This window comes from Bradyrhizobium sp. NP1 (assembly GCF_030378205.1).
In the GTDB taxonomy this organism is placed as follows: Bacteria; Pseudomonadota; Alphaproteobacteria; order Rhizobiales; family Xanthobacteraceae; genus Bradyrhizobium.
Genome location: NZ_CP127385.1, coordinates 6,127,324 through 6,140,447 on the forward strand (window position 1 = coordinate 6,127,324; position 13,124 = coordinate 6,140,447).

Annotated in this window: 12 protein-coding genes, 1 tRNA gene and 1 riboswitch; of the genes, 3 read left to right on the forward strand and 10 right to left on the reverse strand. The window is 62.4% G+C overall.

Going from position 1 to position 13,124, the window contains the following annotated elements; translation table 11 throughout:
• Positions 1–34 precede the first annotated feature (34 nt).
• Positions 35–1,264, reverse strand: a complete 1,230-nt coding sequence (locus QOU61_RS29715) for a D-amino acid dehydrogenase (protein ID WP_289654763.1) — start codon at positions 1,262–1,264, stop codon at positions 35–37.
• A gap of 141 nt (positions 1,265–1,405) precedes the next feature.
• Positions 1,406–1,501: riboswitch (glycine riboswitch) on the reverse strand.
• Between the two features lie 170 nt (positions 1,502–1,671).
• Here QOU61_RS29715 and QOU61_RS29720 point away from each other — a divergent pair.
• Positions 1,672–2,112, forward strand: coding sequence for an SRPBCC family protein (locus QOU61_RS29720; RefSeq protein WP_289661848.1), 441 nt, complete (start codon positions 1,672–1,674; stop codon positions 2,110–2,112).
• A 382-nt stretch (positions 2,113–2,494) separates the two neighbouring features.
• A complete protein-coding gene (locus tag QOU61_RS29725; protein WP_289654764.1) occupies positions 2,495–3,193 on the forward strand; it encodes a tyrosine-type recombinase/integrase in 699 nt (232 codons plus the stop codon).
• Positions 3,194–3,427: 234 nt separating this feature from the next.
• Here QOU61_RS29725 and QOU61_RS29730 read toward each other — a convergent pair.
• From QOU61_RS29730 to QOU61_RS29770, 9 genes are all read right to left on the reverse strand, one after another.
• Positions 3,428–3,503: transfer RNA gene (locus tag QOU61_RS29730), tRNA-Lys, on the reverse strand.
• A 172-nt stretch (positions 3,504–3,675) separates the two neighbouring features.
• The gene (locus tag QOU61_RS29735) at positions 3,676–4,209 is read right to left on the reverse strand and encodes a Spy/CpxP family protein refolding chaperone (protein ID WP_289654765.1); all 534 of its coding nucleotides are present in this window, start codon (positions 4,207–4,209) and stop codon (positions 3,676–3,678) included.
• Between the two features lie 120 nt (positions 4,210–4,329).
• Complete coding sequence (locus QOU61_RS29740; RefSeq protein ID WP_289654766.1) at positions 4,330–5,613, reverse strand: TRAP transporter large permease; 1,284 nt, start codon at positions 5,611–5,613, stop codon at positions 4,330–4,332.
• On the reverse strand, positions 5,613–6,185 hold the full coding sequence (locus QOU61_RS29745) for a TRAP transporter small permease (RefSeq protein ID WP_289654767.1): 573 nt from the start codon (positions 6,183–6,185) through the stop codon (positions 5,613–5,615). Before QOU61_RS29745 ends, QOU61_RS29740 begins: the two co-directional genes overlap by 1 nt.
• Before the next feature lie 80 nt (positions 6,186–6,265).
• Positions 6,266–7,270: a TRAP transporter substrate-binding protein gene (locus QOU61_RS29750; protein WP_289654768.1), complete on the reverse strand. Its 1,005-nt coding sequence runs from the start codon at positions 7,268–7,270 to the stop codon at positions 6,266–6,268.
• Positions 7,271–7,585: 315 nt separating this feature from the next.
• Positions 7,586–9,151, reverse strand: a complete 1,566-nt coding sequence (locus QOU61_RS29755) for a 2-isopropylmalate synthase (RefSeq protein ID WP_289654769.1) — start codon at positions 9,149–9,151, stop codon at positions 7,586–7,588.
• Positions 9,152–9,534: 383 nt separating this feature from the next.
• Positions 9,535–9,789, reverse strand: coding sequence for an ATP-dependent Clp protease adaptor ClpS (locus QOU61_RS29760; RefSeq protein ID WP_289654770.1), 255 nt, complete (start codon positions 9,787–9,789; stop codon positions 9,535–9,537).
• 660 nt (positions 9,790–10,449) lie between these two features.
• On the reverse strand, positions 10,450–10,842 hold the full coding sequence (locus QOU61_RS29765; RefSeq protein ID WP_289654771.1) for a pilus assembly protein N-terminal domain-containing protein: 393 nt from the start codon (positions 10,840–10,842) through the stop codon (positions 10,450–10,452).
• A 180-nt stretch (positions 10,843–11,022) separates the two neighbouring features.
• A complete protein-coding gene (locus tag QOU61_RS29770) occupies positions 11,023–11,616 on the reverse strand; it encodes a CAP domain-containing protein (RefSeq protein WP_502876835.1) in 594 nt (197 codons plus the stop codon).
• A gap of 246 nt (positions 11,617–11,862) precedes the next feature.
• On the opposite strand from QOU61_RS29770, the gene QOU61_RS29775 reads away from it, so the two are divergent.
• The gene (locus tag QOU61_RS29775; protein ID WP_289654772.1) at positions 11,863–13,122 is read left to right on the forward strand and encodes a multidrug effflux MFS transporter; all 1,260 of its coding nucleotides are present in this window, start codon (positions 11,863–11,865) and stop codon (positions 13,120–13,122) included.
• Positions 13,123–13,124: the final 2 nt, after the last annotated feature.

The window sequence follows — 13,124 nt, forward strand, 5'->3', positions numbered from 1 at the left end:
TGCCGGTCGCCGTATCCAACGACCGGCAAGCTTATCACCGCCCACGCAAACCAACTTCAACCGCGTCCGCAATCATGCCAGCGGTTGCCGCAGAGAGCGTCCAGCCCAGGTGGCCATGGCCGGTGTTGTAAAAGACACCCGGCCTTCGCCCCGCACCAACGCGCGGCAGCATGCTTGGCGTCATCGGACGCAGTCCGGACCACGGAACCACTCGCGCTGTTGATACGTCTGGAAACAGCTTGCGGGTCCAGTCCACGAGAGGACGTACCCGGTCGGCGCGAATATCGCGATTGAAGCCATTAAACTCCGCTGTTCCGGCGACACGGAAGCGGCCGGAGCCGAGCCGACTGGTTACGATCTTTGCATCGTCGTCGAGCAGACTGACCCATGGTGCAGCATCCCGGCTCTTGGCGTCGTCGAGGTTCACCGTGATCGAATAGCCCTTCACGGGGTAGATATTGATCCGATCGCCCAATGTAGCCGCAAGCCGCCTGCTCGCCACGCCTGCGCAAACCACGACTGCGTCGGTGGCGATCTCCTCCGTTTTGCCTTGAGCCGTCAACCATTGCAGGCGCACGCCGGCTTCCGACACGCTGACGTGCTGGATCGACGATTCATAAAAGAAATGGGCTCCTCGGCGCGCACAGACTGCGGCAAGGCCGCGCGTGAATTTGTGAATGTCGCCGGTTGCATCGGAAGGCGTGAAGAATCCGCCATAGAAGTCGCCATGCAATGTCGGTTCGAGACCCCTGATCTCCTCCGCCGTGACGGGGTGACGTTCGAGACCACCTTCGCCAAGTAGCCCATTGACCCTTTTTGCATGCTCGAAGCCGGTGCGACTCCAATAGACGTGCAGAATGCCGCGCTTTTCCAGATCGAACTCAAGATTCTCTCTCTCTGCAATCGCAAACAGTGTGCGGCGGGCTTCGAGCGCCAGCCGGACCGTTGAGATCGTATTGCGGCGATAGCGCGGAATCTGGGCAATGAACTCGCCGAGCCAGGAGTATTTGTGCCAGCTGGGCTTGAGATTGACGAGCAGCGGCGCGTCCTTCCTGAAAAGCCATTTGATGCCTTTCAGCAACGTCGAAGGATGGTTCCACACCTCCGCGTTGCTGGTCGAAAGTTGCCCACCGTTCGCAAATGATGTCTCCATCGCCGCATAACGTTCTCGTTCGAATACCGTGACGGAGTGCCCCTTCTCAAGAAGGGCATAGGCGGATGTAACGCCCGTAACTCCGGCGCCGATGACTGCTACATGTGCCATGCAATGCTCCCGCAGAAAGATGGAAGAGATCGGGATTGCCGATCGATGACCCCATCTGTCGCGGTACCTGAGAGCTTGACCGCGCTGCGAGGCGCGGATGTCCCCTTCGGTGGACGCGTGGAAGCGCCTCTCTCCAGATCGTCAAGCCAAACGGTCCTTGTGCCTGAGAGTTTCCGGGGTGGTTGCTCCGTCGGCGCTGACGCTCAGTGAGGCGTCAGTCTCTCCCGCATGGCCTTATCAGACCCAACCTGCATCGCATGAGGCTGCCCTGCTTCGCATCAAGCTTTAAGAGATTGTTCGTGCAACGAACGAGCGCGACAGGCTGTTGGACTTCTGCCCGTCGATCCTCGATCGCTGTCGAAGGGGCATATTACGAAGCTTCGCAAACCTTGGGACGACCGACGACGATGGTATTAAGTGGCGAAGTCAAACTCAATGCATCACGCGATCTGCTTTGGAAAATGCTATTCGACCCAGACATTCTCAAGGTTTGCATTCCCGGTTGTGAGGCATTGGAAAAGATCGACGATTCGACCTTTCAGGCTGTTGCAAAAATCAAAGTTGGGCCGGTCGCGGCGCGGTTCAAGGGTAAGGTGAGCCTAGAAGATCTGGATCCACCGAGCGGATGCAAAATCGTCGGTCAAGGCGAAGGAGGCGTTGCGGGTTTCGCCAAGGGCGGAGCAACCGTTACTCTCGCGGAAGACGATGGTGGCACCTTGCTAACGTATAGCGTGGAGGCGCAGATCGGAGGCAAGCTTGCCCAACTCGGGCAGCGATTAATCAGTGGGACCGCGAAGAAGTTAGCAGACGAGTTTTTTTTAGGCTTTGCCAAAGCGGCGCAAAAATAGCGTCATTCAGACGAATTGAACCAGTTCGGAATCCGCCGTGCTGTCAGCGGGCCGGCCTCCCAGCCGGTGAATGGCAGCAACGCCACAGGCGTTTCCTCCCTAGACTGCCCGGGGTTCAAAGCGAACTCCGGGCTCTTTTTTGCGGCGGAACACCCGCTCGGAAAGCGGAAGTCGCCAACGTCAGGAAGCCGAACCTTGAATGTTGACCGCACCAGTTTCGCACCAGAAACGACCTCAACAGAACGCGACGAACGCGATCAAATTCAAACCAAACGCAGCAAAATCAACGATACTGGTCGATATTCAGCCGCTCATAATGGTCTGGTTGCAAGTTCGAGCCCTGCCGGCTGGCTAGTGAAATCCGCCGACTGTCGAATGCGGGTTGGCGTCACCTCGCTCCGATACGCCGCGCAAAGCGGACTACGTCTGGACAACGATCGCGCGCGTTCTGTCGGTTGCGAAGGATCGCGGTAAGATCGCTGTGAACGTCTGCGAGCGCGGTGGCCGGCTTTACGAACCTGATCGGTCGGAGGTCGTATGGACCGCCGAGGACATACGCGCTTTCTGCGATGTGGCGTCCGTCGAGTTGCAGGCCGCTCTCCTGCTTGCGCTATGGACAGGCCAGCGCCAGGGAGACCTGCTTCGGTTAACCTGGACCGACTACGATGGTACGTACATTCGCATGCGTCAGTCGAAGGGACACAGCGGCAAAGGCCGGCGCCGCGTAACCATTCCGGTGGGCCCGCCACTGAAAGCGGCGCTTGATGCTGGTTTGAAGGAGAAGCGCTCGGCTGTGACCATCCTGGTAAACTCGTTCGGCCGGCCATGGACGGAAGATGGTTTCAGGACCAGCTGGGACAAGGCGTTCAGGAAAACGTCGCTTAAGGACCTGCACTTCCATGATCTGCGCGGCACTGCTGTCACGCGTCTGGCGCTGTCGAATTGCTCAGTTCCGGAGATCGCCTCGATCACCGGCCATTCGATGAAGACGGTGGAGGAGATCCTGGACGCACACTACCTTGGTGGCCGCCTCGAACTCGCGGAGTCAGCGATCAAGAAGTTGGGCCAGGTATACGGGTAGGAACCCCAATGAGTTTGGGATGTGGATCGATTCCAGGTGAAGGCGTCCTCGGTCGCCAAGGCTTCTGCGTGGGAGAATGCTCCACGCCGCCGGGAATGAGCTAGCCGCTGTGGTAACGCGCAGCCATCCCGCCAATCGGGAAGAAGGCGCACAGACGACGAACAAAATTCTCAAACCGGACGTCAAACCGAAAGGTCCGTTCTGAGACTTAGCGTTGTAAGTGCTTGAAAAGCTTGGTGGGCGCACCAGGGCTCGAACCTGGGACCCGCTGATTAAGAGTCAGCTGCTCTACCAACTGAGCTATGCGCCCGGAACTGTGCCGGAAGGGCCTTTGCAAGAGCCGGTCGTTTAGCAAAGCGATCCCGCGATGTCCAGCAAAGCGGGACCAGTTTTCCCATGCTTCCGGCTCCCCGCGCAACGGTAAAGCCGCCGGGGTTTCCGGCGGCTTTTCCAGGGGGTTACGGACCTCGCGCCCGGCGCGGTCAGAGCCGCTCGCCGCGGCCGCCGTCTTTCTCGCCATCGCCGCGGTCCCAGCCGCCGCGCTCCATCCAGCGGTGCCGCCAGCCTTCACCACCGAACCGGCCGCGGGTGAGCATCGAAAGCCGCCGCTTCTGGCCCTCGTCCAGCGTCTTGTACAGGGGGTCGGCGGCGTCCGCGATCTTGCGCATCGCCGCGGCGGAAGCCGTCATGTCGTCGGCGCGCTGGCGCAGCCGCGCCACCGGATCCTCCGCCTTCTGGTCCTGGGCGTCATCGGTGGCCTTCATCCGGGCATTGGCCCGGTCGAGCCGCAGCTTGGCGAAATCCCGCACCGCGCCTTCGACCGGCGGCCACAATTTCTCCTGATCGGCGTTCAGCTTCAGACCGGCATGGACCGCGGCGATCCGCGCGTCGACGAAGGCTGCCCGGTCCTCCGCGCTGAAGTGGTGATGGTGGAACCAGGGCCGGTGCTGGGCATAGACCGCGGTCGAGCCGGCAATGGCCAGGGCGGCAATGGCGGCGATGGTGAATTTCCTCATACGAACCTCCGTCGGAAAAGGTCGGCCGATGATGGACGCACACCAGGACGCTCTCAACTTACAGTTTGGACAGGGCGCGCCCTCTTACCGAAATGTAATGCCGCGTCGTTCATCGAATATTCAGATCATGCCGAGCAGCCGCGGCAGCCACAGCGAGATTTCCGGCACATAGGTGATCATGCCGAGGAACACCAGCATGGCGCACAGCCACGGCAGCACCGCGATGGTGATCTCGCTGATCCCCATCTTGGCGATACTCGAGGCGATGTAGAGATTGAGGCCGACAGGCGGATGGCACAGCCCGACCTCGGTATTGACGATCATGAGGATGCCGAGATGCACCGGGTGCACGCCGAGCTTGGTCGCGAGCGGATAGAGGATCGGCGCCATGATCAGCAGGATCGATGACGGGTCCATCACGTTGCCGGCGAGCAGCAGGATGACGTTGACGACCAGAAGGAACATCCAGATCGAGAAATTCTTGTCGATGATCCAGGCCGCCATGGTCTGCGGGATCTGTTCATGCGTCATCAGGAACGAGAACAGCACCGCGTTGGTGATGATGTAGAGCAGCATCGAGCTCATGCTCGCCGCCTGCAGCAGCACCTTCGGCACGTCGGTAAGCTTCAGCTCCTTGTAGATGAAGACGGTGATGCAGAACGCATAGACCGCGGCGACTGCGGCCGCTTCCGTCGGCGTGAAGACGCCGCCATAGATGCCGCCCAGCACGATGCCGATCAGCAGCAGGCCCCACAGGCTTTCGCGAAACGCCTTGAACTGCTGGCCGATGGTCGCCCGCTTCATCCGCGGATAGCCGTTGCGCCAGGCCACGAACCAGGTCACGGCGGCGAGCATCAGCGCGAGGATGATGCCGGGCACGATGCCCGCCATGAACAGCGCCCCGATCGAGGTGTTGGTGGAGACGCCGTAGAGCACCAGGATGATCGAGGGCGGCACCAGGATGCCGAGCGCGCCCGACGTCGAAATCACGCCGACGCCGAAACGCTTGGGATAGCCGTACTCCACCATCGCCGGCATCATGATCGAGCCGATCGCGACCACGGTCGCGACGCTCGAGCCCGAGATCGCGGCGAACATCGCGCAGGCCGCGACGCCGGCGAGCCCGAGGCCGCCCGGCAGATGGCCGACCAGCGAGGTGGTGAACGCGATCATGCGCCGCGCCACCCCGCCCCGGGTCAGGAAGGTGCCGGCGAGGATGAAGAACGGGATCGCCATGATCCCGAAATTGTCGAGGCCGGAAAACAGCTTCAGGCCGACGCTCTCGATAGGCACTTCCGTCATCGTGAACAGGAAGGTGAGCACGGTCAGGCCGAGCGAGATCGAGATCGGCATGCCCGTCAGCATCAGGGCAAACAAGAGGCCGAAGATCAGGGCCGCACTCATCACGCTTCTCCGAGCGCGATCGGCGCGTTCTTGCTTGTTTCGATGCCCTCGACATGCGTGGCATCATGATGCGGCAGCTCGTCGGTCCAGAAGTAGGCCCACATCACCTGCAAAAAGCGGAAGCACATCAGATAGGAGCCGAGCGGAATGCAGGCATAGACCAGCCAGCTCGGCAGTTCGAGGTCGGGCGACACCTGGTCGGTGTGCATCAGCTCGATCACGAACTTGGCGCCCATGGTGCCGACGATCGCGGTGAACAGCGCGCCACCCGCGAGCCCGAACAGGATGGTAGCCTTGCGCCAGCGGTCGTTGAGGCGGTTGATCAGGACGTCGACGCCGACATGGATGCCGGTGCGCACGCCGTAGGCCGCGCCGAACTTGGCCATCCAGATGAACATGTAGATGCACAGTTCCTGCGACCAGGCGAGGTTGATCTGGAACAGGATCGGATAGAGCAACGGCACGTCCACCAGGAAACGGTGGGCCACGGCGATGAAGGTGATCACGGTCGCGGCGCCCATCAGGGACGCGATGATGATCTCCTCCAGCCGGTCGAGAATGCGCAACAGCATGCGTGTCCCCTACGCCAGCCGGGCGGTTGCGAGCCGCCCGACCATGTCCCCTCTTTTCGCGAATTCGACGCGCGCTGGCCCTAGTTCATCGGACCTCGGCCGGTCTCCTTCAGGAATTCGTCGATCAGGGGCTGGCCGACGCGCGAGGCGACATCCTTGTAGACCGGCATCATCGCCTTGCGCATCGCCTCGTCCTGTTCGGGCGAAAGCGAAATGATCTCGGTCTTGCCGGCCTTCTTGATCGCATCCAGCGCGTCGTCGTTTTCCTTCGCCGACTGGTTGTTGCCGTACTCGGTGGCTTCCTTCATCGCTTTGGCGAGCTGGTCGCGAACGTCGCCCGGCAGGCCGTCCCAGAACTTCTTGTTCACGACCACGACGTAGCCGATATAGCCGTGGTTGGTGACGGTGGCGTATTTCTGCACCTCGTGCATCTTCTGGGTGTAGATGTTGGACCAGGTGTTCTCCTGCCCGTCGACGACGCCGGTCTGCAGCGCCTGGTAGACTTCGGAAAACGCCATCACCTGCGGAATCGCGCCGAGCGCGCGGAACTGCGCTTCCAGCACCTTCGACGACTGGATGCGGAATTTCAGGCCCTTGTAGTCGGCCGGCGAAAGCAGCTTCTTGTTGGCGCTCATCTGCTTGAAGCCGTTGTCCCAATAGGCCAGTCCCGTCATGCCCTTCGAGTCCAGGAGCTTGAGCAGCTTGGCGCCGAGCGGGCCATCGGTCACCTTGCGCAGCGTCTTGAGGTCCGGAAGGATGTAGGGCAGATCGAACACCTCGAATTCCCTGATGCCGATCGGGCCGAATTTCGAATTCGACGGCGCGAGCATCTGCACGGCCCCGAGCTGCAGCGCCTCGAGCTCTTCCTTGTCCTTGTACAGCGTGGAGTTCGGATAGACTTCGACCTTGACCTTGCCGTTGGTGTACTTCTCAGCCAGCTCCTTGAACTTGTCGGCCGCCTTGCCCTTCGGCGTGTCTGCGGCGACGACATGGCTGAACTTGATCACGATGGGCGTCTGCGCCGACGCCGGTCCGATCAGGGTGAGCGCCGCAATCGAAGCAGCAGCCAGGATCAATCTTCGCATGGTTCCTCCCGCGTAAGCGAGACGTGCGCCTAAAGCCGGCGCCGCCCCCGGTGTTCTCAGTCACCTGCACCAATACAGAGAAGCCGCCGGGAATGCCATTGCCCCTTTAGCAGGGGTGTTTTCGTCCCTTGCTGCAACGCAAAACGCGGCGCTGGCGGGCGCCGCGTCCTGATTTCCAACTTCGTAGGTTGGGCAAAGGCGCGACTGCGCCGTGCCCACCATCTCGCGTTGACCGGCAATGGTGGGCACGCTTTCGCTTTGCCCACCCTACGCAACAATGGTTTCAATCGCGCCCCGGATTGATGGCTCGCGCGATCAGCCCGCGACCTTGGCCGCCGGAACGCCGTCGCGCTGCCGCTTCATGACGATCTTGTTCAGCGCACCGAGATACGCCTTGGCGGAGGCCACCAGCGTATCCGGATCGGCCGCGCGCGCCGTCATCGAGCGGCCCTCATGAGCGAGCCGCACCGACACCTCGGCCTGCGCGTCGGTGCCCTCGGTCACCGCATGGACCTGGTACAATTCGAGCTTGGCCTCGTGTGGCACCAGGCGCTTGATGCAGTTGAAGACCGCATCGACCGGGCCGTTGCCTTCGGCCTCCTCGATCCGGATCTGGCCATCGACATCGAGCTTCATGGTGGCGCGCTGCGGCCCGTGGGTGCCGGCGATCACCGTCAGCGAGGTCAGCTTGATCCGGTCATGGGAGGCGGCGATCTCCTCGTCGAGCAGCGCCTCGATGTCCTCGTCGTAGATGTCCTTCTTGCGGTCGGCGAGCGCCTTCATCCGCACGAAGGCGTCCTCGATCTGGTTGGCCCCTAACTTGTAGCCCATCTCCTCCAGCTTGTGCACGAAGGCGTGGCGCCCCGAATGCTTGCCCAGCACCAGCGAGGACTGCTTCAGGCCGACCATCTCGGGCCGCATGATCTCGTAGGTCGAGGCATCCTTCAGCACGCCGTCCTGGTGGATGCCGCTTTCATGCGCGAACGCGTTGCGGCCGACGATCGCCTTGTTGTACTGCACCGGGAACGAGGTCGCCGCCGACACCAGCTTCGACGCCGCGGTCAGCCTGGTGGTGTCGATCCTGTTCCACCAGGGAAAGCGGTCGTTGCGCACGTTGATCGCCATCACGATCTCTTCGAGCGCGGCGTTGCCGGCGCGCTCGCCGATGCCGTTGACGGTGCACTCGACCTGTCGTGCGCCGCCGGCGATGCCGGCCAGCGAATTGGCGACCGCCATGCCGAGGTCGTTGTGGCAATGGACCGAGAAGATCGCCTTGTCGGAGTTCGGCACCCGCTCGATCAGCGTGCGCATGAAGTGGGTATATTCCTCCGGCACCGTGTAGCCGACGGTATCGGGAATGTTCACCGTGGTGGCGCCGGCCTTGATCACGGCCTCGACGATCCGGCACAGGAAATCCATCTCGCTGCGGGTGCCGTCCTCGGCCGACCACTCGACGTCGTCGATCTGGTTGCGGGCGCGGGTGACGTTGGCGATCGAGGTCTCGATCACCTGCTCCGGCGTCATGTTGAGCTTGACCTTCATGTGCAGCGGCGAGGTCGCAATCACGGTATGGACGCGGCCGCGCTTGGCGAACTTCACTGCTTCCGCGCAACGGTCGATGTCCTTCGGATGCGCGCGCGAGAGCCCGGCGATGACCGCGTTCTTGGAGCGGCGGGCGATCTCGCTGACCGCCTGGAAATCACCTTCCGAGGTGATCGGAAAACCGGCCTCGATGACGTCGACGCCCATGTCGTCGAGCATCTCGGCGACCTCGAGCTTTTCCTCGAACGTCATGGTCGCGCCCGGGCACTGCTCGCCGTCGCGCAACGTGGTGTCGAAAATGATGACGCGGTCCTTCTCGGACTTGCTGGCTTTAGTCATTGCTGAAAACTTCCTTTGGGTCGTGCGCCTTAGTTCACTGGGCGCTGAAGGGTTTGTGATCTCGTCGAACCCCCTGAGTGCCCAGGCGCGACGCGCCCAGACGGCCCTCAGGGGCCGATAAGAAGCAGAAGCCCGCCAATCAGGAGGGTGGACGCAGCCGGAATCGCGGGGGCGGCTTCGGCCGTCCCACCCCAAATTCCGATCTTTTCGCTGCGAATCAGCATCTTCCGAACCCTTTTGGAGCGAAATCCTCGGTCAAAACCGTTACCGGTTGGTTGCCGGGATGCTTGCCCCGACGTCGTTCTAGACGAGAAAAGGCCAAAACCGCAACGCCAAAAGAAGGGCAGTGGCGCTGACCTAACGTCCACAAGTAAGCCGGCCGGTCAACCGGATGGGGTCGCTTTGGCGACCGAAAATTTCAGCGGATGGCCGGCCTGCTCAGCACAGACTTTCGCACGGCTCGCCAAGTCACGGGCGTGCGTCTCCGCATAGACGCCGCAACTGGCTTGCCCATCGTGATGAGCTTCGAGCATGATTTTGATCGCTTCGTCGCGAGACTTTCCAAAGACGCGCTCCAAGACGTTTACCACAAAGTCCATCGGGGTAACGTCATCGTTGAAGACGAGCACTTCCAGCATTCTCGATCTCCGAAGGGCTGCATCGGTCAAATGGTGTGGCCAACCGCCACAAACAAGCGGAGCCGGCTTGCTTCGGAGCTCCGCGCAGCTGTTGGACATAGGTCCGCCTTCCCGCGGCGCGTTTCACCCGGGTTGTGCATCAGGTCCCTCCTCAAAAGGAGGGCGCAGGGAAAGCCGGGTGCCGACTGCACCCGCAGCCTCGTATGCGAAGTGAGAAAAGCATACGAGTTAGTCACCACAGGTTCAGCCAGATCAACGCCGGCTCTCCCCGCACGAATGGTTTTAACGGTTTCCTTCGCGCTCTCCCCGGTGACCGGGCTTTCTTGCCACCGTCATCAGCGAGAGCTTGTCTCTCGCGAACTTGGCATCAGCGTCGGGATGCCAGGACCACACGACTTCACCGTCCGCAGATCAGCGCATTCGTCTTGTACGCCGCCCGCGTCCATCGCATCCCGCGCTCAACGTTCGTGACGATGCGCAACGCCCCTCTTGGCGAGTGCGGGACGCGCCGATTGAAGCCACTGATTTGCCCGACAAACCAAGCGGAATATTTTTCGCTTAAGGACTGGACGACCCAAATCGGCTTGATGCGCTTCACGTATTTCGATTTTGCGCGCACGTACCCCGGGCTAGCAGAATGTTGGAATCGGACCATTGGCGTCAGCCGAGCCGCGCTCGGTCCGGTCCGTGTGGCTGCGGTGTGAACCGCTGATCCGAGTTTCCCGCCGAAGCCGCCGCATCGCACCCGCCCGCTGCCGGCGCGCCACAGACTGAAACCCGGATATTGTCGATCACGATGCCGCGCGCGTCGATGAAAACGAGATTGGTGGCGCCGGGATTGAGCGGCTCGACCAGCACGGATCGATCGTCATCCGTGCGCACGTTGACGATGTGCGGATCGCCCACCAGCACGGTTTCGAAACTCTGATCCAGCATAAGCCGCGATGCCGTGCCGACCCTGAGCACGACCGCGCGGTCACCGCCCGGCGCGCTGACGTTCGCAATCAGAAGCAGGATCGCTGCGACGACAAGCTCGCGGAAGACCGCTTTCATGGCTGGACCGCTCGATCGTTGGATTCGCTCGGCGCGAAATCGATCGACACGAATGATCACACAACCCGGCCGGTCCGCGTGTGGGCTGGCTCACATCGAGCCGGGCAATTGACGGCCACGGCCGCCTGCGCTCGTGCCACTCTGCAACACGTCAGACCAAACGCGCCGGCGGGCCAACGATCAGAAGCAAAGGCTCAGCAGCTTGAGGTGGCATTCGCCGGCAGCCGCCTCGCGCTTCACCTCGCGCTTGACGACGCGCGGCTGCTTATCGACGACTGCGACCAGCGGCTCCTTGTCTTTCCGGCCCTTGATCCCCTTCGGCTGCTTCGGTTCGTAGTCGCCGGCAATCACCATTGCCCAATAGGTGCGGCGGCCCCTCGGGTCCCTGGCGCTGGCAATGCCGACGCGCGAGGCGTTGCGGAGCAGGAGGTTCTTGCGGTGCCCGCTCGAATTGATCCACTGGTCGAGCGTTTTCGGAAAATTCTCGTAGCCGTAGGCGATGTTCTCGGCGGCGGTGCCGGCGCGCGCCGGCGCGATCCGGGACGAGAACGAGCCGAGCACGCTGTGATCGAGCTTGTCGCTTGCCGCCATCGCCTTGGCCTGCTCCATCGCAATGCGATCGAGCGTGGCATCGCGCGTGACGCGTCCCTCGCCATGCTGGAGGCGAAAGCCCGAGATCAGCTCGGCGGGTGATGATTCGGCGGCAAACGCGGAAGGCGCGGCAAGCGCGAGCCAGAACCCCAGCATCAATGCCGCAGTGACCGGACGTGTCATCGCCCCAACTCTATGATCCCCAAGGAGGGCCCCCACCCTGGGGCCCCGACCCAGCTTTTGGGCCGACAATGCAGGCCTTTCGATGGCTACCGCCCGCGAGCGTGCGGCAGCGGTCCCTCGCCGCCCGACACCACCTGCGTACCAAGGCCGACCTGCCATCCAGAAACGAAGGTTGTGCATTGCAATATCGACGCTAAAACTCCTTTCAAATCAAATCCAAGAAGCAGTTGCGGAAGTTTCATCCACGTGGCCGACATCAATGCCGACGTCCCGATCCAGGTAGAGGTACCTCGACACCGCCCGATGGGATTCACCGAATTCGTCGTCGTGATCGCAGCGATCATGGCGCTGAATCCCCTGGCCATGGACATGATGCTGCCGGCGCTGCCGAACATCGGCGCGAGCTTTCACATCGATCTGGCCAACCGCCTGCAAGAAGTGCTGTCCGCGTTCCTGATCGGCTTCGGCGTCGGCCAGTTCATCATCGGACCCCTGTCGGATTCCTTTGGCCGCCGCCCGGTGCTGCTCGGCGGCATGGTGCTCTACGCGATCGCCAGTGTGCTGGCGGTGGCGGCGCCGACCTTCGAGACATTGCTGCTGGCGCGCGCGCTGGAGGGGCTCGGCACCTCGGCCACCCGCGTCATCGCGACCTCGATCGTGCGCGACTGCTATGCCGGCCGCCGCATGGCGAGCGTGGTGTCGCTCGCGATGATGGTGTTCATCGCGGTGCCCGTGCTCGCGCCCTCGTTCGGCCAGGCCGTGATGCTGATCACGCATTGGCGCGGCATCTTCGTGGCGCTGATGGCCTATGGCCTGGTGGCGCTGGTCTGGAGCTTCCTGCGGTTGCCGGAGACGCTGCCGGCTTCGGAGCGGAAGGCATTCTCGCTCTCCGAAGTGATCGACGCCTACCGGCAGACCGTGACGAACCGGCAGACGCTCGGCTATGCGGTGGCCGCCGGCGGCGTCCAGGGCGCGCTGTTCGCCTTCGTCTTCTGTTCGCAGCAGGTGTTCACCGGCATCTACAAGCTCGGACCCTATTTCCCCCTCGCCTTCGCCGCGGTGGCGATCGGCGTCGCCATCGCCGGCTTCCTGAACGCAAGGGTCGTCGGCCGCCTCGGCATGCGCGTGATGTCGCACAGCGCGCTGGTCGGCTTCCTCGCCGTCGCCGTGACCATGTTCGTGGCGGCGAAGCTTGGCGCGCTGCCGCTGGGATTGTTCATGGCGCTTGCGGCGCTGATGATGTTCGCCTTCGGGCTGATGGTTGCGAATTTCACGGCGCTGGCGATGGAGCCGCAGGGCCATATCGCGGGCACGGCGTCGTCGCTGTACGGAACGATCACCACGCTGTTAGGCATCGGGATCGGCGCCACGATCGGGCAGGACTACGATGGCACGCTGCTGCCGTTCGCCACCGGTTTCCTGCTCTGCACGCTGGCGACGCTCGCGGTTGTCGCGATCACGGAAAAGGGGCGGCTGTTTCGGCCACATCCGCAGCCGAAGGCGTGAGC

What these genes read in the sequence shown, in the direction of transcription:
- QOU61_RS29750 (WP_289654768.1), bottom strand. Translation starts at nt 7,270, where the DNA reads ATGCGAAGATTGATCCTGGCTGCTGCTTCGATTGCGGCGCTCACCCTG.
- QOU61_RS29720 (WP_289661848.1), top strand. Translation starts at nt 1,672, where the DNA reads ATGGTATTAAGTGGCGAAGTCAAACTCAATGCATCACGCGATCTGCTT.
- QOU61_RS29735 (WP_289654765.1), bottom strand. Translation starts at nt 4,209, where the DNA reads ATGAGGAAATTCACCATCGCCGCCATTGCCGCCCTGGCCATTGCCGGC.
- QOU61_RS29760 (WP_289654770.1), bottom strand. Translation starts at nt 9,789, where the DNA reads ATGCTGGAAGTGCTCGTCTTCAACGATGACGTTACCCCGATGGACTTT.
- QOU61_RS29765 (WP_289654771.1), bottom strand. Translation starts at nt 10,842, where the DNA reads ATGAAAGCGGTCTTCCGCGAGCTTGTCGTCGCAGCGATCCTGCTTCTG.
- QOU61_RS29745 (WP_289654767.1), bottom strand. Translation starts at nt 6,185, where the DNA reads ATGCTGTTGCGCATTCTCGACCGGCTGGAGGAGATCATCATCGCGTCC.
- QOU61_RS29740 (WP_289654766.1), bottom strand. Translation starts at nt 5,613, where the DNA reads ATGAGTGCGGCCCTGATCTTCGGCCTCTTGTTTGCCCTGATGCTGACG.
- QOU61_RS29755 (WP_289654769.1), bottom strand. Translation starts at nt 9,151, where the DNA reads ATGACTAAAGCCAGCAAGTCCGAGAAGGACCGCGTCATCATTTTCGAC.
- QOU61_RS29770 (WP_502876835.1), bottom strand. Translation starts at nt 11,616, where the DNA reads ATGACACGTCCGGTCACTGCGGCATTGATGCTGGGGTTCTGGCTCGCG.
- QOU61_RS29715 (WP_289654763.1), bottom strand. Translation starts at nt 1,264, where the DNA reads ATGGCACATGTAGCAGTCATCGGCGCCGGAGTTACGGGCGTTACATCC.